This is a genomic window from Peteryoungia ipomoeae (assembly GCF_004912165.1).
Lineage (GTDB): Bacteria > Pseudomonadota > Alphaproteobacteria > Rhizobiales > Rhizobiaceae > Allorhizobium > Allorhizobium ipomoeae.
Genome location: NZ_STGV01000003.1, coordinates 129,464 through 151,929, shown reverse-complemented (window position 1 = coordinate 151,929; position 22,466 = coordinate 129,464). Strand labels below are relative to the sequence as shown.

At 62.1% G+C, this 22,466-nt stretch carries 24 protein-coding genes and 1 pseudogene; 14 read left to right on the top strand and 11 right to left on the bottom strand.

Translation table 11 applies throughout. The annotated features are described in order from the left end of the window. A complete protein-coding gene (locus FAA97_RS21075) occupies window positions 1–150 on the bottom strand; it encodes a hypothetical protein (RefSeq protein ID WP_168800977.1) in 150 nt (49 codons plus the stop codon). On the opposite strand from FAA97_RS21075, the gene FAA97_RS10475 reads away from it, so the two are divergent. Both FAA97_RS10475 and FAA97_RS10470 read left to right on the top strand, forming a co-directional pair. Next, window positions 149–1,180 carry a sulfate ABC transporter substrate-binding protein gene (locus FAA97_RS10475; RefSeq protein ID WP_136598484.1) on the top strand — a complete coding sequence of 344 codons (1,032 nt, stop codon included), beginning with the start codon at window positions 149–151 and terminating at the stop codon, window positions 1,178–1,180. The two genes, FAA97_RS21075 and FAA97_RS10475, sit on opposite strands and share 2 nt — an antisense overlap. Window positions 1,181–1,400: 220 nt before the next feature. Then, window positions 1,401–1,773, top strand: a pseudogene (locus FAA97_RS10470) (hypothetical protein). Window positions 1,774–1,807: 34 nt separating this feature from the next. On the opposite strand, the gene FAA97_RS10465 reads toward FAA97_RS10470, so the two are convergent. Continuing rightward, window positions 1,808–2,401, bottom strand: a complete 594-nt coding sequence (locus tag FAA97_RS10465; protein ID WP_136598483.1) for a TetR/AcrR family transcriptional regulator — start codon at window positions 2,399–2,401, stop codon at window positions 1,808–1,810. Window positions 2,402–2,472: 71 nt separating this feature from the next. Between FAA97_RS10465 and bdcA the strand changes: the two genes are divergently transcribed. Continuing rightward, entirely contained in the window at window positions 2,473–3,186 is a 714-nt protein-coding gene (gene bdcA, locus FAA97_RS10460) for an SDR family oxidoreductase (protein WP_136598482.1), read from the top strand. Between the two features lie 71 nt (window positions 3,187–3,257). Here the strand turns inward: bdcA and FAA97_RS10455 are convergent, their stop codons facing one another. Then, window positions 3,258–3,908, bottom strand: a complete 651-nt coding sequence (locus tag FAA97_RS10455) for a DUF2161 domain-containing phosphodiesterase (protein ID WP_136598481.1) — start codon at window positions 3,906–3,908, stop codon at window positions 3,258–3,260. A 177-nt stretch (window positions 3,909–4,085) separates the two neighbouring features. Here FAA97_RS10455 and FAA97_RS10450 point away from each other — a divergent pair, with 177 nt between their 5' ends. Then, window positions 4,086–4,328, top strand: a complete 243-nt coding sequence (locus FAA97_RS10450; RefSeq protein ID WP_136598480.1) for an Ada metal-binding domain-containing protein — start codon at window positions 4,086–4,088, stop codon at window positions 4,326–4,328. 19 nt (window positions 4,329–4,347) lie between these two features. Here the strand turns inward: FAA97_RS10450 and FAA97_RS10445 are convergent, their stop codons facing one another. The 3 genes from FAA97_RS10445 to FAA97_RS10435 all read right to left on the bottom strand — a co-directional run bounded on the left by FAA97_RS10445 (window position 4,348) and on the right by FAA97_RS10435 (window position 7,304). Further along, window positions 4,348–5,658, bottom strand: a complete 1,311-nt coding sequence (locus tag FAA97_RS10445; RefSeq protein ID WP_136598479.1) for a TRAP transporter large permease — start codon at window positions 5,656–5,658, stop codon at window positions 4,348–4,350. Next, window positions 5,658–6,200 (bottom strand): TRAP transporter small permease, encoded by a 543-nt coding sequence (locus FAA97_RS10440; RefSeq protein WP_136598478.1) that lies wholly within the window; start codon window positions 6,198–6,200, stop codon window positions 5,658–5,660. The genes FAA97_RS10445 and FAA97_RS10440 overlap by 1 nt, the downstream gene beginning before the upstream one ends. Window positions 6,201–6,269: 69 nt before the next feature. Further along, window positions 6,270–7,304: a TRAP transporter substrate-binding protein gene (locus tag FAA97_RS10435; protein WP_136598477.1), complete on the bottom strand. Its 1,035-nt coding sequence runs from the start codon at window positions 7,302–7,304 to the stop codon at window positions 6,270–6,272. A gap of 387 nt (window positions 7,305–7,691) precedes the next feature. Here FAA97_RS10435 and FAA97_RS10430 point away from each other — a divergent pair, with 387 nt between their 5' ends. Then, window positions 7,692–8,837 carry an alpha/beta hydrolase gene (locus tag FAA97_RS10430; protein ID WP_136598476.1) on the top strand — a complete coding sequence of 382 codons (1,146 nt, stop codon included), beginning with the start codon at window positions 7,692–7,694 and terminating at the stop codon, window positions 8,835–8,837. Window positions 8,838–8,859: 22 nt separating this feature from the next. Here the strand turns inward: FAA97_RS10430 and betA are convergent, their stop codons facing one another. Next, complete coding sequence (gene betA, locus FAA97_RS10425) at window positions 8,860–10,509, bottom strand: choline dehydrogenase (RefSeq protein ID WP_136598855.1); 1,650 nt, start codon at window positions 10,507–10,509, stop codon at window positions 8,860–8,862. A 63-nt stretch (window positions 10,510–10,572) separates the two neighbouring features. On the opposite strand from betA, the gene FAA97_RS10420 reads away from it, so the two are divergent. After that, on the top strand, window positions 10,573–10,854 hold the full coding sequence (locus FAA97_RS10420) for a type II toxin-antitoxin system RelE family toxin (protein ID WP_246041411.1): 282 nt from the start codon (window positions 10,573–10,575) through the stop codon (window positions 10,852–10,854). A gap of 6 nt (window positions 10,855–10,860) precedes the next feature. Beyond that, window positions 10,861–11,211 carry a helix-turn-helix domain-containing protein gene (locus FAA97_RS10415; RefSeq protein ID WP_136598475.1) on the top strand — a complete coding sequence of 117 codons (351 nt, stop codon included), beginning with the start codon at window positions 10,861–10,863 and terminating at the stop codon, window positions 11,209–11,211. Window positions 11,212–11,635: 424 nt separating this feature from the next. Here the strand turns inward: FAA97_RS10415 and betB are convergent, their stop codons facing one another. Both betB and betI read right to left on the bottom strand, forming a co-directional pair. Continuing rightward, entirely contained in the window at window positions 11,636–13,099 is a 1,464-nt protein-coding gene (betB, locus tag FAA97_RS10405; RefSeq protein WP_136598474.1) for a betaine-aldehyde dehydrogenase, read from the bottom strand. A 112-nt stretch (window positions 13,100–13,211) separates the two neighbouring features. Beyond that, window positions 13,212–13,841, bottom strand: a complete 630-nt coding sequence (betI, locus tag FAA97_RS10400; protein ID WP_136598473.1) for a transcriptional regulator BetI — start codon at window positions 13,839–13,841, stop codon at window positions 13,212–13,214. A 186-nt stretch (window positions 13,842–14,027) separates the two neighbouring features. On the opposite strand from betI, the gene FAA97_RS10395 reads away from it, so the two are divergent. From FAA97_RS10395 to FAA97_RS10365, 7 genes are all read left to right on the top strand, one after another. Next, on the top strand, window positions 14,028–15,827 hold the full coding sequence (locus FAA97_RS10395) for a bifunctional diguanylate cyclase/phosphodiesterase (RefSeq protein WP_136598472.1): 1,800 nt from the start codon (window positions 14,028–14,030) through the stop codon (window positions 15,825–15,827). Between the two features lie 124 nt (window positions 15,828–15,951). Beyond that, window positions 15,952–16,656, top strand: a complete 705-nt coding sequence (locus tag FAA97_RS10390) for a hypothetical protein (protein ID WP_136598471.1) — start codon at window positions 15,952–15,954, stop codon at window positions 16,654–16,656. A gap of 39 nt (window positions 16,657–16,695) precedes the next feature. Further along, entirely contained in the window at window positions 16,696–17,190 is a 495-nt protein-coding gene (locus FAA97_RS10385) for a GNAT family N-acetyltransferase (protein ID WP_136598470.1), read from the top strand. A gap of 86 nt (window positions 17,191–17,276) precedes the next feature. Beyond that, window positions 17,277–18,278 (top strand): NAD(P)H-quinone oxidoreductase, encoded by a 1,002-nt coding sequence (locus tag FAA97_RS10380; RefSeq protein ID WP_168800976.1) that lies wholly within the window; start codon window positions 17,277–17,279, stop codon window positions 18,276–18,278. Between the two features lie 320 nt (window positions 18,279–18,598). Then, a complete protein-coding gene (locus FAA97_RS10375; RefSeq protein WP_136598469.1) occupies window positions 18,599–19,294 on the top strand; it encodes an Ntn hydrolase family protein in 696 nt (231 codons plus the stop codon). Window positions 19,295–19,413: 119 nt separating this feature from the next. Next, the gene (locus FAA97_RS10370; RefSeq protein WP_136598468.1) at window positions 19,414–20,733 is read left to right on the top strand and encodes a hypothetical protein; all 1,320 of its coding nucleotides are present in this window, start codon (window positions 19,414–19,416) and stop codon (window positions 20,731–20,733) included. A 62-nt stretch (window positions 20,734–20,795) separates the two neighbouring features. Then, the gene (locus FAA97_RS10365) at window positions 20,796–21,533 is read left to right on the top strand and encodes a COG3904 family protein (protein ID WP_136598852.1); all 738 of its coding nucleotides are present in this window, start codon (window positions 20,796–20,798) and stop codon (window positions 21,531–21,533) included. 25 nt (window positions 21,534–21,558) lie between these two features. Here the strand turns inward: FAA97_RS10365 and FAA97_RS10360 are convergent, their stop codons facing one another. Both FAA97_RS10360 and FAA97_RS10355 read right to left on the bottom strand, forming a co-directional pair. Next, complete coding sequence (locus FAA97_RS10360) at window positions 21,559–21,939, bottom strand: VOC family protein (RefSeq protein ID WP_136598467.1); 381 nt, start codon at window positions 21,937–21,939, stop codon at window positions 21,559–21,561. 100 nt (window positions 21,940–22,039) lie between these two features. Further along, a complete protein-coding gene (locus FAA97_RS10355) occupies window positions 22,040–22,345 on the bottom strand; it encodes a hypothetical protein (protein WP_136598466.1) in 306 nt (101 codons plus the stop codon). Window positions 22,346–22,466 lie beyond the last annotated feature (121 nt).

Sequence of the window (22,466 nt, the reverse complement as noted above, 5' to 3'; positions counted from 1 at the left end):
TCATTCGGAAACATTGGCAGGATCGGCAATGCTTTGCCCCAGATCCGCACCGAAAAGAGATCGCTTTTCTGATTGCAACTCTTCACGTTGACTAAGACGACTTGTTCGGTAGTCTTTAATCGTTAACGCCAAAGAGGAGGCAAGGCGCATGAAAGGCATCTGGAAACACTTCGCCGGACTGCTGGTCGGTATGGGATTGTCCACCGGCCTGGTCCTGACGACATCAGCCCAAGCAGCCGAGCTCTTAAACGTCTCCTATGATCCAACGCGGGAGCTTTACGCGGATTTCAACGCATCCTTCGCCAAGGCCTGGGAAGCGCAATCGGGCGAGACGGTGACGATCAGCCAGTCGCATGGCGGTTCCGGCCGCCAGGCCCGCGCCGTCATCGAAGGCCTGCAGGCCGACGTGGTGACGCTGGCCTTGCAAAGCGACATCGACGTCATTGCAGACAAGGCCAAACTGATTGCGCCGGAGTGGCGCAGCCGCCTGCCCAACAATTCCGCGCCCTACACGTCGACCATCGTATTCCTGGTGCGCAAGGGCAATCCGAAAGGCATCAAGGACTGGGGCGACCTGGTCAAGGGCGACGTCCAGATCGTGACACCCAACCCGAAGACATCGGGCGGCGCGCGCTGGAACTACCTCGCCGCCTGGGCCTGGGCCAACAAGGCCTTTTCCGGCGACGAGCAGAAGATCCGCGACTATCTGGCCGAGATCTTCCGCCGGGCGCCTGTGCTCGATACCGGCGCCCGCGGCGCACTGACGAGTTTCGCCCAGCGTGAAATCGGCGATGTGCTGATCTCCTGGGAAAACGAGGCCTATCTCGCCGGCAAGGAATTCGGTGCCGACAGTTTCGACATCATCACGCCGTCGCTGTCGATCCTTGCCGAGCCGCCCGTCGCTGTGGTCGACGCCAATGTCGACAAGAAAGGCACGCGCAAACAGGCGGAAGCCTATCTCAACTATCTCTATACCGCCGAAGGCCAGACCATCATCGCCCGCCACTTCTACAGGCCCTCGCGTCCCGATCTGGTGCCGGACGCGGCAAAGGCCGATCTTCCCACCCTGCCGACCCTCGATCTCGTCACCATCGACGACCCGATCTTCGGCGGCTGGGCCAAGGTGCAGCCCGAGCATTTCGGTGATGGCGGCGTCTTCGACCAGATCAATCGCCGCTGATGGTAAAGGTCTCGCAAGACTGGAAAACGGCTCCGCAAGGGGCCGTTTTCCGCAATCGGCCGGCGGCGATCGCTGGGGCGATGCCGGCCAAGTTCGGAATGGCGGAAGACTGTCCGGCCGCTGGTTGCGGGTCGATCTCCCCGAAAATGATTTTTGTCAGGCAATTTTCCCCGCGCTGCAGCTGAGTTACCTTTCCTCTGATGTATCGGGGGAATTCATCATGCCGCAATTGTCCGTCTGGTATTTCCGGACCGCCATCCTGTTTCTGATCGCCGGTATCTGTGTTGGCCTTTACATGTCGATCACGCACCAGTTCGAGGCCACCGGAGCGCATGCGCACATTAACCTGCTTGGCTGGGTGACGATGGCGATCTTCGGCATCTACTATGCTCTTAACCCGCAGCAGGCGTCGACCCGACTCGCAAGATTGCAATACCTGGTCTATACGCTCGGTTGTTCTCGTCATGGGTCCCTCGCTCTTCCTGATGCTGACAGGCAACCCTGCGCTCGAACCTATCGTCGCGATCTCGTCGCTCGTGACCTTCGCCGGTGTGCTCATGTTTGCCGGCATCGTTTTTACGCGCAAGGCGTGACCGGCGAGCGCTGAGGTTGAGCTGAACGGAAGTCTCACCCCTCCAGCGCCTGCGCGAGCGCATGCGTCGCCATCCGTGCAATGGCCATGAGCCGATCGAGGGGAAGTCCGGTGCGGGCCTTGGCCGACATTCCCGACATGGTCGCACTGATGAAGTCCGTCAGTTCCCCGGCCTTGTTCGGAGTGCGCTCCGCGATAAAGGCCCGGATCACCGCCTCTGCGCCTTGCTGAAATCCGCAGGCCGCCGCCCGTGCATCCGGGTCGTCAGAGCGAATACCCTCCACCACCAGACATCCCGTTGTCTCGGGATTGCTCGCATAGCGCCGGGCTGCCTCTTCCAAGAGCGCGCCAAGGCATTCCGCCACCGGTCGGTCGCTGCGCAGAAGATCGGCAAGCGGGATCGCGCCTGTCTCCGCATAGCGATCGAGAACGCGGCCATAGAGACCCATCTTGCTGCCAAAGGCGGCGTAGAAGCTTGGCGGATTGATGCCGAGTGCCGCCGTGATGTCGGCAACGCCGACAGCGTCATAGCCGCGCGCGTGAAACAGTGACTGGGCGACCGCCACACCTTGCTCGGGATCGAAGCGGCGAGGGCGGCCGCGTGCTGAAACATTTTTTGTATCGTTCACTACATAAATCCTTGAACGGTTAGTGCGAATGTTTATGTAGCGTTCGTTACGTAAATTCCCAAGGAGCGACTATGTCCAATTTTCAGGGAAAATCCGTCCTGGTGCTCGGCGGCAGCCGCGGCATCGGAGCTGCCGTCGTCCAACGCTTTGCAGCCGATGGTGCAAACGTCACCTTCACCTATGCTGGGTCGCAGGCTGCTGCCGAACAATTGGCGCAAGAGACCGGCAGCATGGCGGTCTTGACCGACAGTGCCGATCGCGATGCCGTCATCGCAAGGGTGCGCGAGAGCGGCCCGCTCGATATCCTGGTCGTGAATTCCGGCATCGCCGTCTTTGGCGATGCGCTGGACCAGGATCCGGATGCCATCGACCGGCTGTTCCAGATCAACATCCAGACACCGTATCACGCCTCCGTGGAAGCCGCCCGGCAGATGCCGGAAGGCGGGCGCATCATCGTCATGGGCTCCGTCAACGGCGATCGCATGCCCGTTCCCGGCATGGCCTCCTACGCCGTCAGCAAGTCTGCGCTGCAGGGACTTGCAAGGGGCTTGGCGCGCGACTTCGGGCCGCGTGGCATTTCCATCAATGTCGTGCAGCCCGGACCGATCGACACGGATGCCAATCCGGAGAATGGACCTATGAAGGACCTGATGCACAGCTTCATGGCGATCAAGCGCCACGGAAGGCCAGAAGAGGTGGCGGGCATGGTTGCCTGGCTCGCCGGACCGGAGGCGAGCTTCGTGACGGGGGCCATGCACACGATAGACGGTGCATTCGGCGCCTGATCATCAACGGCGAGAGGCGCGCGCGGGCTTTCGACGTCCGACGCGCGTTTCAATCCGCGAGATGGCGGCCGTCAGGCCTGCTGCCACCGCTCCAACGCCTCATGCCCCGCCACCGTCAATCCATAGACGCCGCGCTCCAGCCGTTCGAACCAGCCATAGACATTGCCCGGCAGGATCTTGACGGCCTCAGGCACATGCGCCCGCACCGCGGCAAGCTTCAGCGGACCTGCGGAAAGCGCTGCGGCACAGGCAAGCGCCTGCTGGCGGTAGGCGGTCATCAGCGGTGTGCGGGTGCTGCCGCCGATGGCCGGATCGCCCTTGCGCCGCTGATGTTCCCGCATCAGGCGGGAGCGTCGCTTCGGATTGGTGCGCGGCATCGGCGTGACGGAGCCGACGATGACGCCGACCTCGCCCGTGTCGGAAATGCCGAGCATGCCGAAGCCAAGCCGGCGGCAGAGATCGCGGTAGCGCTTGTCGGCCTCGCGGCCCCGGCCCTTGGCCGAAACGCGGGCGGCAATCCACACCTCGTCGGCAATCGACGCCCGGTCGACCGCCTGCAGGATCAGTTCGAGATTGAAGCTCATCTTCAGCTCGCAAACGACCAAGACGGACGGATCGTCGGCACTGACCCCTACGAGATCGCAACCGCCGATCTCGCCCTTCACGGTATAACCGGCCTGTTCGAGAAAGGCTTTGACGGGCGGATAGAGCGCTGTTTCCATGAACCTGCAACGATGATGGTGAAGACCGGCAAACCGTTAGCGTGGATTGCCTGACGGAAACAGGAAATTCCGCAAGCGGCCGGCGCAACACCCGGCGAAACAGCCGGCGCAACAATCGGGTGGCAGGATCGGCCCCTTATGCAGCATGCTCGGTCGCATCCCACTCCGGAGTATCCCATGCGCGTACCATCCCCTCCACCGACAGCAGCCGAATGGCAGGCCATCCGTGTCCGCGATTCCTCCGCGGATGGCCGCTTTTTCTATGGCGTCCTGTCCACCCGCATCGTCTGTCGTCCGTCTTGCGCTGCACGTCCCGCCCGGCCGGAAAGCGTCGTCTGCTATGAAACGGTGACCGCGGCAGGCGAGCAGGGCTTTCGCCCCTGCCGGCGCTGCCGTCCCGATCAACCCGATACGTGGTGAGAGGAGGAGCTTTCGCCCCTCACACCAGGAAGATCGAAATGATCGGAAAGGCCGTGAGAAGCACAATGCGCAGGAGATCGGCCGTCACGAAGGGCACGATGCCCTTGTAGGTCTCGCGGATCGGCACGTCGCGCGCCATGGCCGAGATGATGAAGAGGTTCAGGCCGACAGGTGGCGTGATCATGCCGATCTCGGCCACCATCAGCACGAGAATGCCGAACCAGATGGCGAAATGCTCCGGGCTCATGCCGAAATCCATCGCTGTTACGATCGGAAAGAAGATCGGGATGGTGAGCACGATCATGGAGAGCGAGTCCATGATGCAGCCGAAGATGATGTAGAGCACGAGGATGATGATCAGCACGGTCATCGGGGCAAAGCCCTGCGCCGTCACCCATTCTGCGCCCACCTGCGGCAGCCGCGAGAAGGCGAGGAAGGAGTTGAACACGGACGCGCCGAGAATGATGAAGAAGATCATGCCGGTGGAGATGGCCGTTTCCTTGAAGCAGGCAAGCAGCGATTTCGGGTCTAGCCCGCCATTGATCAAGGCGACGAGACCGGTTGCGACCGCACCGATGGCGGCCGCCTGGGTCGGCGTAAAGAAACCGAGATAGATGCCGCCGACCACCGTGAGGAAAATGGCAACAACCGGCCAGACGGCAATCAGCGCCGGCATCCGGTCGCGCCAGGCAAGCCGATCGGAATGGCCCGCACTCTCGGGCTTCAGCCGCACATAGATGGCGATGACGACGAGATAGGAAAGGGCAGCGATGATGCCGGGCACGAAGGCTGCGAGAAAGAGCTTGGCGATATTCTGTTCGGCAAGGATCGCATAGATCACCAGCACCACCGAGGGCGGGATCAGGATGCCGAGCGTGCCGCCGGCGGCAAGGGCTGCGGTGGAAAGTCCACCGTCATAACCCTTGCGCTTCAGTTCGGGCAGCGCTACCTGCGCCATGGTGGCTGCGGTCGCAAGCGACGAGCCGCAGATCGAGCCGAAGCCGGCGCTGGCGCCGACCGCCGCCATGGCAACGCCACCCTTGCGATGTCCGAGAAAGGCGGCAGCCGCATTGAACAGCGCCTGGCTCATGCCGCCGCGCGCGGCAAACTGACCCATCAGCAGAAAGAGCGGAATGATGGAGAGCGAATAATTGGCATTGGTATTCCAGGCCAGCGCCTTCATCTGCCCCAGAATGGGTGTCCAGCGCCCGAGCACGAGATAGGTCCCGATCATGCCGGTGGCGAGCATCGCCGCGCCAATCGGGACGCGGAGAAGAATGAGGGTGATCAGGACGGGAAACGACCAGAGCCCGATTTCAATGCTGCTCATCAATGGGCTCCGGCGGATGCGACGATGACCTGACCGCGCCTGATTGCGCGCAGATCGGCCAGGATGACAAAAAGGCAGATGATCAGATTGGCGACCATCAGCACAAAGGCGATGGCAAAGCCCCACCAGACCGGTAAAAGCAAAAGCGGCGTGGTTTCGCCATTGCCGAACTTGTCCATGGTGCCGATGAAGTGGCGCCAGGTGACGATGGCGAAAAGCACGCCGATCAGAATATCGCCGATCAACTGGCTGATGTTCATCGCCCGGGGCCCAAGCGCCGAAAGGAAGAGGTCGACGCCGACATGACCGCGCTTCAGCTGGCAATAGGGCAGGAAAGCGAAGACTGCAAAGCCGCAAAGCGCCTCGGCAAGCTCGATCTCGCCGGGCAGCGGACGAAGCGCAACGCTGCCGACAACCGAGGTCAGCGTCAGGCCGCAGGCTGCAAGAAGGCATAGGCCGCCAAAAGCCACAAGCAACGAGGACAGACGGCGAATAAGGGCTTCAAACCGGTCAAAGCCGGTAGGGGTAGGGGCTATGCCCATGAACAGGCTCCTGGACGCTTGGCACAGTTCGCCCCGGATCCCGTCCGGCATCCGGGGCGCTTAATGGGCTTACTTGCTGTATTGCTCGATCAAAGCAATCGCGTCCTTGTAGAGGCCGGTGCCGTCCATGCCCTTGCCGTCCATCTCGGCAATCCAGGCCTTGGTGACGTTTTCGCCGGCGGCCTTCCAGCGCGCCGTTTCCGTCTCGTCCAGCGTGATGACGGTGTTGCCGGCCTTTTCGGCGATCTCCTTGCCGCGAACGTCTCCTTCATCCATCGCCTTGCCGAACAGGCGGGCGAGTTCCTTGCCGGAATTGTCGTCGATCACCTTCTTCAGGTCATCGGGCAGGGCATCGTAGCTGTCCTTGTTCATCGCAAAGACGAAGGTGCCGGTGTAGAGGCCCGTCGTGCCGGCAAAGCCGGTATGGTTCGGTGCCAGCTCGGCAATCTTGATCGCCGGGGTCACTTCCCATGGCACGACCGAGCCGTCGATGACGCTCTTCGACAGGCTTTCCGGAACCGCCGTCACCGGCATGCCGACGGGCGAGGCGCCCATGGCTTCCAGCATCTGGTTGATCACCTTGGAGGTGCCGCGCAGTTTCAGGCCGGCCATATCTTCAAGCTTGTTGACCGGCTTGGAAGCGATGGTGTGGATGAGACCCGGACCGTGGGTGTGGACGGCGAGCACGTGATAATCGGTCAGCTCGTCCTTCAAATGCTTTTCGTAATAGTCTTGGAAGGCAACCGAGGTGGCCTCTCCGGTGGTCACCATGAAGGGCAGCTCGAAGGCTTCCGACTTCGGGAAGCGGCCAGGCGTATAGCCAAACAGCGTCCAGGTCAGGTCGACGACCCCGTCCTTGACCTGGTCGACGAGATCGGCCGGCTTGCCGCCCAGCTGCATGGCCGGATAGAGCTCGACCGCGATGCGCCCGCCGGAATCGGCCTGAACCTTCTCCGCCCAGGGGGCAAGCACCTTGGCCGGAATGGTCGCCTGCGGCGGCAGCATCTGATGAAGCTTGAGCGTGACGTCTGCGGCAAAAGCCGAGCCGCCAGGGCCAAAAACGGCAACGCCGGCAAGCGCGGCAAACAGTCTACGACGCAACATGAATTTCCTCCCATGAATATGGTCAACGCAACAGGAGCATTGCTACGCTGCAACGCGCGATCGAACAACTGAAAAGGTGATAAATTCGGTCAACTTCTCAATCTCGAAGCGTGTCTCCTCCCAGTCACAATGCTCCCTCGGCGGTTATGCTTGCAGAAGACCAGCGCGGCGGCAAATAATAATATCGGGCGGATGCATAACTAAAATGACATGATCTCCCGCTCCGCCGGGCCCGTCATCCCCGGAAGGTCAGGACTTGCGATGGGGCCAGCGCTTGGCGAAGCATGTGGAAGCCATTATAGGTCGCGCTTCAGACACCGGCAGAATGCCGGGCCGGGGGAGTGGCCCCCGGATCGAATGATCTCGATGACAAGGACAGGCCGGGACATGCGTTTTTCATCTTCTGCGTCGCGTGGAAAAACCCCTTTCCTCACGGTGGCCGCGACAGCACTCGTCTGTCTTGCTGTTCAAGGTTGCGCAGGGCGGCCCGGCCCGGAAACCATTGCCTCTGTCACCGCTGCCGATTTCAAGCCGCAGCGGGTCGAACGCATCTTGACTGTCACCACCCGTGACCGCGCCAAGCCCGGCGAGAACGTTTTCACCACGGAGAAATCGATCGAGCCGAATTACGCCCGCTTTGACGTCTCCATTCCCCCCAATCACAAGCCCGCGAACATCGAGTGGCCGAAGGGCAAAACCGTCAATCCACGCACGGATTTCGCCGTCATGGCGCAGGACGCCCTCGGGCGCGAGGCCTTGCTGCGCGACATCGCCGCAAACGCCGCCAAGGGCCAGAAACCCGGCGTCTTCGTGCACGGCTACAACTATAACTTCCAGGAGGCGCTCTACCGGCTGGCGCAGCTGAAGACGGATTCCAACATCGGCGGTACGCCGATCCTCTTTTCCTGGCCGTCCTTTGCCGCCATCCCCGCTTATGTTGCCGATAAGGAGGCTGCGACCTATTCCCGCGACGCGCTCGCCGCCCTTCTCGTTGATCTCACCAGGGCAGGGCGCGGCGAGGTCGATGTCTTTGCCCACTCGATGGGCGGCTGGCTGACTGTCGAGGCCTTGCGCCAGCTGAAGCTCGAGGGGCGCCAGGATGTGCTTGATCGCCTGCGTGTCGTGCTCGCAGCACCTGATATCGATGAGGATGTCTTTGTCGCCCAGATGCGCGTGATCGGCCGCATGAAAACCCCGATTACCGTGCTCGTCGCTCCCGACGACCGCGCGCTCCTCGTCTCGCGTTTCCTCGGTGCCGGCACGCAGCGCGTCGGCTCGCTCGACGTGACGAACGCGACGGTGGCCGAGGTCGCAAAGCAGGCCGGCGTGACCATCATCGACATCTCGTCACTGCCGCCGGTCGATTCGACCAACCACAATCGCTTCGTCGATGCGCAGGTTCTGGCCGGCGCCTTGAGCCGTCCGGCCGCCGCGGCCCGTCTCGGCGATGCCGGTGCCTTCGTCTTCGACGCTGCCGCGCAAACGATCTCTAGCCCCTTCTCGCTGGCGGCAACGGTGTTGCGCGGACAGTAGTCGATGTCGAGCCCGTGGTTCTTCAGCGGTCGCTCGTTTCCCAGCGCGGATTGATCCACGGTTCCTGGTTCGAACGGGGCAGCGGCGTCTTGCCCAGAATATGGTCCGCCGCCTTCTCGCCGGTCATGATCGAGGGGCCGTTCAGGTTGCCATAGGTCAGCTTCGGGAAGATCGATGAGTCGGCGACCCGAAGACCCTCCACGCCGATCACCCGGCATTCCGGATCGACAACCGCCATTGGATCGTCCTTCGCCCCCATCTTCGATGTGCCGCAGGGGTGATAGGCGCTTTCCAGATGCTCGCGCAGGAAGGCGTCGATCTCATCATCCGTCTGCACGCTTTCGCCCGGCTGGATCTCCGGTCCGCGGAACGGATCAAAAGCCTTCTGGCCGAAGATCTCGCGCGTCAGCCGCACGCAGTGGCGGAATTTCACCCAGTCCTCCTCATGGCTCATATAGTTGAACTTGATCACCGGATCGGCCATCGGATCGGCTGAAGCGAGCGTGACATTGCCGCGCGACTTTGAGTGGTTGTAGCCGACATGCACCTGGAAGCCGTGGCTCTTCGCCGCCGCCTTGCCGTCATAGGAGATTGCGACGGGCAGGAAATGGAACTGGATATCAGGCTGCTTCACGCCCGGTGCCGAGCGCACGAAGGCGCAGGATTCGAACTGGTTTGATCCGCCGAGACCTCGACCGGCAAACAGCCACTGCGCGCCCGCAACCCCCTGCCAGAACCAGGGCAGCCAGGAATAGAGCGAAACGGGCTTGGTCGCGACCTGCTGGAAGTAGAACTCCATGTGGTCCATGAGATTGGCGCCGACGCCCGGCCGGTCGACATTCACCTCGATGCCCCTCTCTTTCAGATGTGCCGCCGGTCCGATGCCGGAGAGCATCAGCAGTTTCGGCGTGTTGAAGGTCGAGGCCGAAACGATCACCTCGCGATTGGCCCGGACCACTTCGATCTTGCCATTGCGCTCGATCTCGACGCCGACGGCGCGGCCGTTTTCGATGACGATCTTGCGGGCAAAGCAGCGCACCAACTCGACATTTTGCCGCTTCATCGCCGGCTTCAGATAGGCATTGGCGGCAGACCAGCGGCGCGAGCGCCAGATGGTCTGCTCCATCAGGCCGAAACCTTCCTGCTTCTCGCCGTTATAGTCTTCGGTCGTCTCGAAGCCCGCCTGTTTCCCCGCCTCGACAAAGGCCCGTACCAGCGGGTTTTTCGCCGGTCCGCGCTGCACATGCAGCGGCCCATCCGTGCCGCGCCAGCCCTCCTGGCCGCCGTGGGAATTTTCCATGCGCTTGAAATAGGGAAGAACGTCGGCATAAGACCAACCGGCAGCACCGCTCTCGGCCCAACCGTCGAAATCCTCGGCCGAACCACGCACATAGACCATGCCGTTGATCGAGGACGACCCGCCGATCACCTTGCCGCGGGGTGCTGTGATCCGCCGGTTGTTGAGGTTCGGCTCGGGCTCGGAAAGATAACCCCAGTTGTAACGCTTCATGCTCATCGGCCAGGCAAGGGCCGCCGGCATCTGGATAAACGGCCCGATATCCGAGCCGCCATATTCCAGAACCATGACGGTATGCTTGCCGTCTTCCGAGAGGCGATAGGCTAGCGCCGATCCGGCCGAGCCGGAACCGATGATGATGAAGTCTGCTTGCATTGTCATGGAAGGCGTCCAGCGTTAGTGGCGAAGGTGACAGGTGTATCGCGATACGCTATAGTCTTGCGTATCGACATCGCTGAGAGCGAAGGCGGCAGGATGAAGGAAGTCGTGGTGTCGCAGCGCGCTGACAAGGCGCTGCAGAGCATGCAACCCAAGCGCCGTCTCGCGATCATCGCGAAGGTAAAGGCCTATGCTCGAGGCGAAAGGGTCGACATCAAGAAGATGAAGGGCATGCCCTTCTGGCGTATCCGGGTTGGCGACGATCGCGTCATCATTGACGATCAGGGTAGGATTGTCCTGGTTGTGGCGGCAGGTCCGCGCGGCAGCATCTACAAGGAATGAGAGGCCATGGGACGGATTCAGAGAATCGAAATTGAGGGCAAGGCTTATGTCTTGCTCAGCGAAGAAGACTACGAAGACCTGATTGACGGTCTGGAAGCAAGTGCTGTCCTGGCTGAGATTGCGGCAGGGCAGGAAGTCTGGCCACTGGACATCGTCGAGGCACGTGCCAACGGTGAAAACCCTGTCCGTGTTTTCCGCACCTACCGCAAGATGACCGTCTCCGACCTCGCCATGGCCGCCGGCATTTCCCAGCCTTACCTTTCGGAAATCGAGAGCGGAAAGAAGACCGGTTCCGTCGACGTGCTGAAGCGTATTGCGGTGGCACTTAACGTCGATCTCGATGACATCGTAGTGTGAATTTCTGCCGCGGTTAGGCTTCTGAAGGTTGAACCGCGCCGCCCTCTCCCCCCCAGCGCAACGCGTTGCGCTTGAGCTCCGCTTCGCTCGGCCATCCTCTCCCCGAGGGGAGAGGAGGTCACGCAATCGCCGCGCGCTCCCTCTTCTCCCCAGCGGGGAGAAGGTGCCCGAAGGGCGGATGAGGGGGGCGAAGCTGCGCCCGTCTTTCTGTCGCCGGGGGTACCCCCCTCTGTCGGCTCCGCCGACATCTCCCCCACAAGGGGGGAGAGTGGCCGCCAGCGCTGTGCCTCCTGAACGTCCGACCGGCCATGTGCTCGTGGTTTTTTGTCGGTTGCGCGCCCAGCCGACATCCGCTCTCCCCCCTTGTGGGGGAGATGCCCGGCAGGGCAGAGGGGGGCGAATTTGCGCGACGGCCACGCTCATCTCAATACGGCGCCTCGCACTTGCCCATGCCGACATAGACCGTCTTCAGCTCGGAATAATGCTCCAGCGCCGCTGCCGAGTTCTCGCGACCGAAGCCCGACTGCTTGGAGCCGCCGAAGGGGATCTCGACCGGGCAGAGATTATAGGTGTTGATCCACAGCGTTCCGGCCTCCAGCTGATCCACCACGCGATGCGCACGGGAGAAATCGGCGGTGAACACGCCGGCTGAAAGACCGAACTCGGTGGCATTGGCCCGTTCGATCACCTCGGCCTCGTCGTCGAAATCGAGCACGCACATCACAGGCCCGAAGATCTCTTCCCGCGCGATGGTCATGTCGTCGGTGACATCGGCAAACACGGTCGGCTGGATGTAGAAGCCCTCGCCGGTAATGCTGTTTGGAATGCCGCCGCCGGTGACAAGCGTCGCACCCTCCGCCTTGCCCTTGTCGATATAGGACATGACCTTGTCGCGCTGGCTCAGCGAGACCATCGGTCCCATCTGCGTTGCCTCGTCCTGCGGATCGCCGATCACGATCGCCTCCGTGCGGGCCTTGAGCCGCGAGAGGAAGGTCTCCTTGATCGCCTTCTGCACGAAGACGCGCGTGCCGTTTGAGCAGACCTGGCCGGTCGAATAGAAATTGCCCAGCATGGCGCCCGAAATCGCGCTGTCGATATCGGCATCGTCGAAGACGACCAGCGGCGACTTGCCGCCGAGCTCCATCGTCACATGCTTCAGCTGGCTGGCGGCGGCACCCGCCACCTTGCGCCCCGTCGGCACGGAACCGGTCAGCGAAACCTTGGCGACGTCGGGATGGGAAACCAGCAGCGGACCTGTTTCGCGGTCGCCCTGGATGACATTGTAGACGCCCTTGGGTGCGCCGGCCTCGATGAGGATCTCGGCGATCTTGAGTGCGCCGAGCGGCGTCACTTCCGAAGGCTTGAACACCATGGCATTGCCGGCGGCAAGCGCCGGTGCGCCCTTCCAGCAGGCGATCTGCTGCGGGTAGTTCCAGGCGCCGATGCCAACGACCACGCCGAGCGGCACGCGCTTGGTATAGGCCCAGTCACCCCCCAGCGGGATCTGGCTGCCATTCATGGCGGTTGCGATGATGCCGCCGAAGAATTCGAAACTGTCGGCACCCGAAGTCGGGTCGGCGACGATGGTTTCCTGGATCGGCTTGCCGGTATCGAGGGTTTCGAGTTCGGAGAGTTCGCGGTTGCGCTCGCGCATGATCTCGGCGGCCTTCTTCAGCACGCGACCGCGCGCCGCCGGGCTCCACGAGGCCCATTCCTTCTGCGCTCGCTTGGCAGAGGCGATCGCCATCTCGACGATTGCAGGCGTTGCGGCGTGCAGCCTTGCGATCACTTCGCCGGTCGCCGGATAGATGCTTTCGATGACGGTGCCGTCGGTATCTTCGACATACTCGCCGTCAATGAAATGCGAGGCTTGCGGTTGGGCTTTCATGTCTTGTCTCCAGACGGGTGGTTTCTCTCCACCTCCCCCTTGAGGGGGGAGGTCGCCGCGAAGCGGCGGGTGGGGGTGATTTCAAGTCTTCGCTACGCTCGGCATTCGTGGCTCATGCGTCACCCCACCCCGGACCTTTGGTCCGACCCTCCCCCTCAAGGAGAGGGTGGGAGGCAAGCTGACCCGCCACATAATCCTCGACCAATGCGACAGAGGCATCAATCGAAAGGGGGGCTGCCTTCAAAGATTGCCGGATATAGAGCCCGTCGATCATTGCCGCCGCGCCATCGGCAATCCGACCTGCCTCAGGTCCGCAAAGCGGCCTCAATCCCGACATGAGGTTCGAATGCAGACGTCGCGCGTAAAGTGCCAGCAGCCGCCGCACCTCTTCGGAGCGTTGCGCCTCGGAGTAGAAGGCAAGCCAGGCCGCCACCACATCGGAGGCGAACTGATCGGCCTGGAACGAGATGCGGATGACGGCCGAGATCCGCTCGCGCGGCGTCTGCGCCTCAGCCAGCGCCAGAACCGCATCCGCCTTCAACTGGCGCAACAGCGAGCGGATGGTCTCGATCAGAAGCTGGTCCTTGGAGCCGAAATAATGATGCGCAAGCGCTGCCGAAACGCCGGCCTCGCGGGCGATCTCCGACATGGTGACGCTGAGCGAGCCATGATGGCCAATCGTCTTCAGTGCTGCGTCCACAAGCGCCTTTCGACGCAGCGGTTCCATTCCGATCTTCGGCATGATGTCTCCTTGGAAGACGTCAGCATAGTTTTGATTGACTGATCAATCAATAAAAATCGGACTGCATCAAACACACCACAAATGCCGGGTAAACTTCATGGAACTGTCATTTTGAGGAAAGGATTTGTTGACGCTTGTGACGCAGATTTCACCCATTAAAACAAAGGGATAATCCAGGAGTTTCTAATGGTGTCGCAGCTGATGGAGGCTCAGCCCAACGCCCGGCGTTTTGCCGGCGATCAGCTCGTCACGCTCGTCAAGCTGGTGGTGGAAAATGCCTTCCAACCGATCGTCGAGGTCGGAACCGGCGCCGTCTTTGGTTATGAGAGCCTGCTGCGCGGCCATGATCGCATCGGCTATGACAGCCCGCTGGACCTCATCGACCATGCCGCCGAAGCCGGCCAGCTTCTGGCGCTGGAGCAGATGGTCTCCACCCGCGCCGTGGCAAAGTTCGCCGCCTTGCCGGATCGCGCCGGCGCCACGCTCTTTCTGAACCTCGATGTCCGGCTGATCCGCGAGGGCAATGCGCTGATCGACACGCTGCTCGACCAGCTGCGCAAGGCGCAGGTGCCGCCGTCGTCCATCTGCTTCGAGCTTTCCGAGCGCTTCGACAACACCCAGGTGCCGGAATTTGCGGGGCTCGTCGAGCGCCTGCGCCGCTCCGGCTTCAAGCTCGCCATCGATGATTTCGGCGTTGGCCATGGCGAGATGAAGCTGCTCTGCGATTACCCGGTCGACTATGTGAAGATCGATCGCCATTTCATCGCCGGCCTCGACCACAACCCGCGCAAGCGCCATCTGGTCAAGAACATCGTCAACTTCTGTCATGTGCTCGGCGTGCGCGTCATTGCCGAGGGTATCGAGACCGAAACGGAATTCCTCGCCTGTCGCGAATTCGGCGTCGATCTCGTGCAGGGCTGGTTCATCGCCCGCCCGACCACGCTGATGGCAGAGCTCAAAAGCGCCTTTCCGCATCTGCAGGATGTCGGCAAGGCCCGTCGGGCCGGCCAGTCGCTCGACGAGATCCTCATCCGCAAGCAGATCGAGGCGCTGCCTACCGTTTTCGAGCACGAAAGCATCGAACACGTCTTCGATCTCTTCCGCCGCCATCCGGGCCAGAGTTTCTTCCCCGTGCTCAACGCCAATGGGGAACCGCGCGGCATCATCAACGAGCGGCATTTGAAGGAATACATCTACCAGCCCTTCGGCCGCGATCTCCTCAAGAACAAGGTCTATGAACGCTCGATCTCGCATTTCGTCGACCGAGCCCCGATCGTCGGGCTGGATGCCGATGCCGAGCGGCTGATGACCATCTTCGCCAACATGGAAGGCTCCGACTGCGTCATCCTGACGGAAAACATGCGTTATGCCGGCGTCGTGTCTGCCGCCTCGCTGATCCGCATCATCAACGAGAAACAGCTGAAGACGGCGCAAGACCAGAACCCGCTCACCGGCCTGCCGGGCAACCGCGCCATCCGCGATTTCATGCGCGACAGCGCGCTCGACGGCGATGCCACGCGCTTCTTCTGCTACTGCGACTTCGACCACTTCAAGCCGTTCAACGACCATTACGGCTTCCACCAGGGCGATCACGCCATCTCGCTCTTCGCCGCCCTCATGCGCCGCTATTTCTTCTCCGAGGGCGATTTTCTCGGCCATGTCGGCGGCGACGATTTCTTTATCGGCGTCACCGACTGGACCCGCGAGGATCTCACCGAAATCCTCGAACGCCTGCTCTCGGATTTCCATGACGACGTGATCGAACTCTATTCCACAGCAGACCGGAAGTCCGGTCGCATCCGCGGCGAGGACCGCCTCGGCCACGCCCGCGATTTCCCGCTGATGCGCTGCTCCATCGGCGTGCTCGAACTCCCCGCCGGCCGCGTCATCGACGACGTCGACGCGATCAGCACGGAAATCGCCGAGCTGAAGAAGCGCGCCAAGGACGGCGAGAGCGGGCTGGAGATTGCAGCGCTCGGAATGTGAAGTGCGGCAGGGGTTGGCTTGCCGTCACAACCACATTCTTCCAAAAGCCACGCGCAAGGATGCACCTATAAGGTGTTTTCTAGATTTTATTCACGCAATTGGTTTTTTTGGGGGAGTGCCATTCATGCAAGTGCCTTGCAGCCACGGAACGTCTTCATCCTACTCCAAGCCTGCAAAGGCCCAGGATTGCGCCGGTGGTTTTTCTGAAGCCGTTGGCACGGCGGCGCGCGCGGATCTTGAGAAGATGCTGGACAACCTGTGTCAGGATCCGTCTATCGCAAAACGTGTCAGCGAAGATGAGGAGGGCCGCTACAGCTTTGATATAAAAGGCCAGAATTGGTCCGAGAAAAGCTTTGCTGCACGCGCGCTCGTCTTGGAGTTGAATGATCAGGATTTCAGCCTGATCGGCAACGAGGGTTTCGTATATCCCAGTGACGCCGACAGGAGTCTGTTCAAGCAGATGACCGGCTACAATATGCTGATCTTGGGTGGAACTTGCGTGGTACTGGATAATGAAGGATTCCCTCCGGCCGCCGCGGACAAGTCTTCGGTTCAGCAGGCATTTGACTTTTTTCAGGACGTTGCCTGTCACCGGCAGGCTGGCTATCTGGAAGGCGAATTGTCCGCTGAAAAAATTGGAGCATTCCTGGCGGCTCGCAATCTGGGGCCGGGATCGAGGCCCTTCATCGACCATTTGCTGCAGACATTGAATGTTTCCTCGGGAGATTTGCTTGGCTTTAGCGAGGCGGCGGCGCTCAGCCAGGAAGACCAGTTGTTGGCTCTCGTGGAGCAGCTGGATAATCAGGACAGGGCCGCGCTGGCGAACTAGGGTTCACTGGAACCAAGCCGCGGGAGGTCGCGAGATAGCATGTCGGAGCAGTATCAACCGCCGCTTGAAATCGCCGTTGAAGCCGCAGAGCAACCGGATGTTGATCGACTACTGCAGTTGTCGGATGCCGCCGCAGCGCGTCTTTATCCCGGGGAATACCGCAAACCGATTACCCGCCGCAGTCTTGATCGACCCGGCACATATGTTGTTATAGCCCGGCTTGGGGTTCAGGCCGTCGGCTGCGTCGTTCTGTTCGATCTTGGCCAGGGACAGGCCGAGGTCAAGCGTCTGATTGTTGATCCTCGACAGGCCCGCAAGGGCATTGGGCGCCGGCTTATGCAGGAATGTCTAAAGCTTGCGCACAGCCAGGCACAGGAAACGCTTCTGCTTGAAGTGGGAACGCGCAATATCGAGGCGCGCGCCGTTTATGAATCTCTGGGATTTTGTCCTTTCGGACCCTACAGGGAGACGCAAGTCGCCACATTCATGCGATGCGACCTCTGCGCTGAGTCGGGGGCTTCTTCGCCGTCCTGATTGCCAACCCGCGACCATCAACCACCTTCCCAATCCGCACGCCGTGCCCTAGCTATTGCACTCCCACTGCAACCGGAGTGCTTCCCATGTCCCTTCCTTCCACCATGCGCCATGTCGAATTCACCACGCCGGGCGGGCCCGAGGTCATGCGCATCGTCGAAGGGCCGGTGCCGACGCCGCGGGCCGGAGAAATCCTGGTGAAGGTCGAGGCCGCGGGCGTTAACCGGCCGGATGTCGCGCAGCGCCAGGGCAGCTATCCGCCGCCGAAGGATGCAAGTCCGATCCTCGGGCTGGAGATCGCGGGCGAAGTGGCAGGCCTTGGCGAAGGCGTCACCGGCTTCACGCTGGGCGACAAGGTGTGTGCCCTCGCCAATGGCGGCGGCTATGCGGAGTATTGTGCCGTTCCCGCCAGCCAGACGCTTCTCTGGCCAAAGGGCTATGATGCGGTGAAGGCCGCAGCCCTGCCGGAAACCTTCTTCACCGTCTGGGCCAACCTCTTCCAGATGGCCGGCCTGACCGACGGCGAGACGGTGCTGATCCATGGCGGCTCGTCGGGCATCGGCACCACCTCGATCCAGCTCGCAAAAGCCTTCGGCGCCACCGTTTACACCACCGCAGGATCTGCGGAAAAATGCGCCGCCTGCGTTGAGCTCGGTGCGGCCAAGGCCATCAACTACAAGACGGAGGATTTTGTCGAGGTCATCAAGGCAGATACCGGCGGCAAGGGCGTCGATACCGTGCTCGACATGATCGGTGCCGCCTATTTCGATCGCAACCTGCAGGTGCTGGCCAAGGATGGCTGCCTGTCGATCATCGCCTTCCTCGGCGGCGCCGTGGCCGAAAAGGCGGATCTCCGGCCAATCATGGTCAAGCGGCTGACGGTCACCGGCTCGACCATGCGGCCGCGCAGCCCGGAAGAGAAGCGCGCCATCCGCGACGACCTTAAGTCGGAGGTCTGGCCGCGTCTCGAAGCGGGTGAGGTCGCGCCCGTCATCCACACGGTTCTTCCCTTCGCCGATGTCGCCGCCGCGCACCGGCTGATGGAAAGCTCCGAACATATCGGCAAGATCGTCCTGAGCTTCGATTGACCTTTGTGCACCTGCGGTCCTGCGCGCCGCCGCCCTGCAACAGGATTGCCTCCTTCAAAATGCAAGGGAAATGGAACGGGAGCGGCGCTGAAAGCGTCTAGCGTATGTCTCTCGAAAGTGGTCACCGGTTTCGGGACAAAGACATGCGCAAAAACAACAAGATAAAGCGCGGCATGCGGATCTGAGAGATCGCGGCGCGCTTGAGGGACAGCGGGCAGGGTGGAACAATCGCCTTGTCCGTCAGAAGGACACCGGCTTGCCGCGATACTGCGGCGAAGAGGGCGGTGGCCAAGGTCTCAAGGACGTGAAAGGATTGCCGAATGACTGTCGTGCTGGCCACCGTGTGCAAAGATGGCGTGATCCTGGGCTCGGATTCCCAGATCACCGACAAGGCGCGCGGCATGACCTATCCGGCTGAAAAGCTGCATCCCCTTGGTGACAAGGCAGCCTGGGGCGGCAGCGGTGCGCGCTCCGTGCTCACCGATGTGCAGCGCTGCTTTAACGAAAACAGTGCTGCGATCCTTGAGGCGCCGGATATTGGCCGCGCCCTGCAGGGTCATGTCCTGCCGATCCTGCGCCACCACTATGATACCTTTATCGCGGATGTCCCGGGCGAAGAAGGGGGCGGCACGCCCTCGGCCTATGTCATGGCGGCCGGCTGGCGCGATGGCGCGCCATGGATCATCGAGATCACCCCCTCTGGCATGATCGGCCACTATGCCGATATCGGCTTCCACGCCATAGGTAGCGGTGCACCGCTTGCCCAGCAGGCGGGTTCTCTGCTCTCCCATTTCCACCTGACCGAGCGGTCGGTCGATTTCGGCTGCGCTGCCGTCCTGCGCGTCCTGCAAGCCCTTGATCTGACGTCCGCCAGCGTCGGCAAACCCTTCAGCCTGTGCCGGATCGATGCGGACGGCGCGCATCATTTGAGCGAGGAGGAAATCGAGAAGGTGGCCGAGGTCGTGGCCAAATGGGAGAAGGCCGAACAATCGGTGATCGCCAAACTCTTCGACTGAGGGCCGTGCTGCCTATGACGCAATGTTGATGCCGGCGCGCAAATGCAGCTATCCTCCAGCCTTCATTCCGCCCCCTTTTTAAGGATTGCCTAAGAGTTCAAATCCCCTCGGAGGTCTTCATGGCGCTTGGCGCATCGCATCGTTTGCAGGATGGCGTCCTGGCCGTCGAAACCATGACCCGCTTTGCGCTGGCCGTTCTGGCGCTTGCCTCCGGGGTTTACACCTATCTCGGCGTTCGCAGCCTGCTGGATGGTTCCGCCACCGCTGTCTTCTTCGCCGCAATCATCTACTCGGCGTCCGTCTCGGTCGCGATCTACGCCTTCTGGTCCTACATGGCCCGCTTTTATCCGCACGTGACCAGCACGGCTGCCCGTGGCGCGATGATCGGCGTGATGGCGCTTGGCTGTGCCATGATCATCGCCATGTCGAGCTGGCTCAATGCGGCAGCGCTTGCAGGCTCGGCAGCCCTTGAACAGCACCTTGCCGAAACGGTCGAGGATTACACCGCCGACCTCGACCAGGCGCACCAGAACGCGCTTGCCGCGCAAAGCCTGCTCCCGGATATCCAGCGCACCTCGGAACGTTTTGCCCGGCTTGCCGAGGACGAGCGGCAGAATGGAGCGCTGACGGGCACGACAGGCTCAGGCAGCGTCGTTCAGCTCCTGTCGCAGATGTCCTCGCAGCTCAACGAGCTGGAAACCGGCATCACGGCATCGCGCGAGCGGGTGACAACGCTGTTCGATCAGGGCCGCGCGCATCTGGAAACCATGCGCAAGCTCGTCTCGGCGCCCGGCGCGGTTGCCCCGCGCAGCGATGATTTTTCCGCCGAAGTCGTGGCGCTGTCTGGCGTGATCACCTCGCTCGAACAGACCTCCATCGCCCCCTCCGTCAAGCGGGCGGCGGAAGATCTCTCCCTCGGCTTCATCGCCCCGGTTGCCGATGGCAGGGCAGCTGATCTCGCCAACCGCCAGGATCAGGTGATGCAGACGATCCGCGCCTCGGTCACGGCGCAGTCGCAGGTGCTGTCGCAGGCGGCAGACGATATCCTGGCGCGCGAACCGGTGGCGGACCGCCGCTTCGTGCCCCTGTCGTCTGCGGAAGCGGTCCTGCGTTATGCCGCAGATTTCATCCCCGCCTGGGCCGGCGCCATCTCCATCGATCTCCTGCCCGCCGTTCTCGTTTTCATCCTCGCCATCGTGCATGGCGCGATCCGCCGTCAGGAAGAGCGGCTGCCATTTGCCGAACGCATCACCGCTGCCGAACTTCTGGAGGCGCTGGAGGTGCAGCGCGCCCTTGGCCGGCATGGGGTTGATGCGGAACGGGCCGTGCAGGCGGCAGAGCGCAGCGGTGAGCCCGACGAGGAGCGCGATCGGGGCGATACCAACATCACCAGCCTCGACATGATCACCAAGACGCCGCGCAAGGGGCCGCCCGCGTGAGCCCGGCAACACTGGCCTCGCGGCTGAAACACGCGGTTCTCAGCGCCGATGACGGCCTTCTGATGCGCGGCGCCTTCTTCGGGCTTCTGGCCGCAGCCAGCGCCTTCCTCATCATCGATCTGCGCGAGTTGAGCCTTCAAACCGCAGATCTGCCGGGCCACGACCCGATGACGACGGACGCGCCGGTTCTGCCGCCCGCGTTGACCGATGGCGTTCCCAATGCGCCGCCGGTGGACCCGGAGACATCGCCGGATGTGCTTCGCCAGCCCATGCGCTTCGAACTCCTGCCCGGCGGCGTCATGAAGGCCGAAGGCTCCATCGATCTCGGGGCTGCCGATCGTTTCGCCAAGGAAATCGAGGCGCGCGGCGAATATGTCAAATCGGTCTCGCTCAACTCGCCAGGTGGGTCGGTTGCGGATGCGCTCGCCATGTCGAAGCTGATCCGCGACAAGGGCGTCAACACGCACGTCGCCGCCAAGGCGCTCTGCGCCTCTTCCTGTCCGCTGATCTTCGCCGGCGGCGTCGCGCGCGAAGCGGAAGAGAACGCCATCATCGGCGTCCACCAGGTGTTCAACGCCGGAGAACAGCGCCCCTCGCCGGAACGCGCCATGTCGAGCGCCCAGAGCACGACGGCGCGCATTGCACGGCATCTGGAAGAGATGGGCATCGGCAACGGCCTCTGGCTCCACGCCCTCGAAACGCCGCCGGACCGGCTCTATTATCTGACGCCGGAGGAGATGAAGGCGTTCAAACTGGTGACGGAACCGGTGGCAACGGCAAAGCAGGCGGCTCGGAAATAGCCTGCCCGCAGGGATTGCTCGCCGCTTATCCCTGGCTGGAGGGCATTGATCGCACCGTCAGCTTGTTTCCATCCGGGTCACGCATATAGGCGACGAATTGTCCATTCGGCCGCTCTGATGGCGGGGTTTCGATGGAGGTGCCTCCATGTGCTGTTCCTGCCGCGTGCCAGGCGCGCACGTGCTCAGGGCTTTCCGCCTGTATGCCGATTGTACCTCCATTGGCCGCCGTCGCCGGATGGCCATCGATCGGGGTGGTGATCATCAGGCGACCGCCTTTATGGGTGTAGATGAGCCTGCCGCGCGGATCCGTCTCGCCGCACTCAGCGCCCAAGGCCTCGAAAGTCGCGTCGTAGAAGCGCTTTGACCGCGTCAGGTCGTTGCTGCCAATCATGATATGCGTAAACATTTTATCTCCTATATCTCTGCGTGTATTGGAGGACCTGAACTGCGAAGGTGGCGCGCGGCACAAGCCGGCGGGCGCCCCTTTGCCGAAGGTCCGCGTGCCCTCAGATCCCCGAGCCGTCCAGCTCCCGCTCGTCCTCGCCCTCCCAGGCGGACGGCCGCACCGTCGCATCCATGTTGACCCCCGGCAAAGGCATCCAGCATTTGAGCTCCGGTTCGGCATATTCGACAATCAGGCCCGGCGTGGAATCCGAGGAGCGCCAGGCCTCACGGCCAAAGCGGTCGCCATTCGACCAGTAGACGAGATCGACAGCACCCGGCCCCTGTTCGGAAGCGCGAATGGTCACCAGAATGCGGCTGCCGTCTCTCGGCGCCGTGCGCATGTTTCGCCAGCGGTTGATCTCGTCCATGGGCTCCTCCTGCTTTTCTTTGAAAGGAAGTGTCACCGCCAGCAGTGGTGCGGTCAACCACGAATGCAGGCAGGCGGCATTCAAAGCCTTGCAACGTTCGCGCCTCTCATGGGCATTTGCG

Coding starts and splice junctions, on each gene's coding strand:
- FAA97_RS10475 (WP_136598484.1), top strand. CDS start 149: ATGAAAGGCATCTGGAAACACTTCGCCGGACTGCTGGTCGGTATGGGA.
- FAA97_RS21075 (WP_168800977.1), bottom strand. CDS start 150: ATGCGCCTTGCCTCCTCTTTGGCGTTAACGATTAAAGACTACCGAACA.
- bdcA (WP_136598482.1), top strand. CDS start 2,473: ATGTCCAATTTTCAGGGAAAATCCGTCCTGGTGCTCGGCGGCAGCCGC.
- FAA97_RS10455 (WP_136598481.1), bottom strand. CDS start 3,908: ATGGAAACAGCGCTCTATCCGCCCGTCAAAGCCTTTCTCGAACAGGCC.
- FAA97_RS10450 (WP_136598480.1), top strand. CDS start 4,086: ATGCGCGTACCATCCCCTCCACCGACAGCAGCCGAATGGCAGGCCATC.
- FAA97_RS10445 (WP_136598479.1), bottom strand. CDS start 5,658: ATGAGCAGCATTGAAATCGGGCTCTGGTCGTTTCCCGTCCTGATCACC.
- FAA97_RS10440 (WP_136598478.1), bottom strand. CDS start 6,200: ATGGGCATAGCCCCTACCCCTACCGGCTTTGACCGGTTTGAAGCCCTT.
- FAA97_RS10435 (WP_136598477.1), bottom strand. CDS start 7,304: ATGTTGCGTCGTAGACTGTTTGCCGCGCTTGCCGGCGTTGCCGTTTTT.
- FAA97_RS10430 (WP_136598476.1), top strand. CDS start 7,692: ATGCGTTTTTCATCTTCTGCGTCGCGTGGAAAAACCCCTTTCCTCACG.
- betA (WP_136598855.1), bottom strand. CDS start 10,509: ATGCAAGCAGACTTCATCATCATCGGTTCCGGCTCGGCCGGATCGGCG.
- FAA97_RS10415 (WP_136598475.1), top strand. CDS start 10,861: ATGGGACGGATTCAGAGAATCGAAATTGAGGGCAAGGCTTATGTCTTG.
- betB (WP_136598474.1), bottom strand. CDS start 13,099: ATGAAAGCCCAACCGCAAGCCTCGCATTTCATTGACGGCGAGTATGTC.
- betI (WP_136598473.1), bottom strand. CDS start 13,841: ATGCCGAAGATCGGAATGGAACCGCTGCGTCGAAAGGCGCTTGTGGAC.
- FAA97_RS10395 (WP_136598472.1), top strand. CDS start 14,028: ATGGTGTCGCAGCTGATGGAGGCTCAGCCCAACGCCCGGCGTTTTGCC.
- FAA97_RS10390 (WP_136598471.1), top strand. CDS start 15,952: ATGCAAGTGCCTTGCAGCCACGGAACGTCTTCATCCTACTCCAAGCCT.
- FAA97_RS10385 (WP_136598470.1), top strand. CDS start 16,696: ATGTCGGAGCAGTATCAACCGCCGCTTGAAATCGCCGTTGAAGCCGCA.
- FAA97_RS10380 (WP_168800976.1), top strand. CDS start 17,277: ATGTCCCTTCCTTCCACCATGCGCCATGTCGAATTCACCACGCCGGGC.
- FAA97_RS10375 (WP_136598469.1), top strand. CDS start 18,599: ATGACTGTCGTGCTGGCCACCGTGTGCAAAGATGGCGTGATCCTGGGC.
- FAA97_RS10370 (WP_136598468.1), top strand. CDS start 19,414: ATGGCGCTTGGCGCATCGCATCGTTTGCAGGATGGCGTCCTGGCCGTC.
- FAA97_RS10365 (WP_136598852.1), top strand. CDS start 20,796: ATGCGCGGCGCCTTCTTCGGGCTTCTGGCCGCAGCCAGCGCCTTCCTC.
- FAA97_RS10360 (WP_136598467.1), bottom strand. CDS start 21,939: ATGTTTACGCATATCATGATTGGCAGCAACGACCTGACGCGGTCAAAG.
- FAA97_RS10355 (WP_136598466.1), bottom strand. CDS start 22,345: ATGGACGAGATCAACCGCTGGCGAAACATGCGCACGGCGCCGAGAGAC.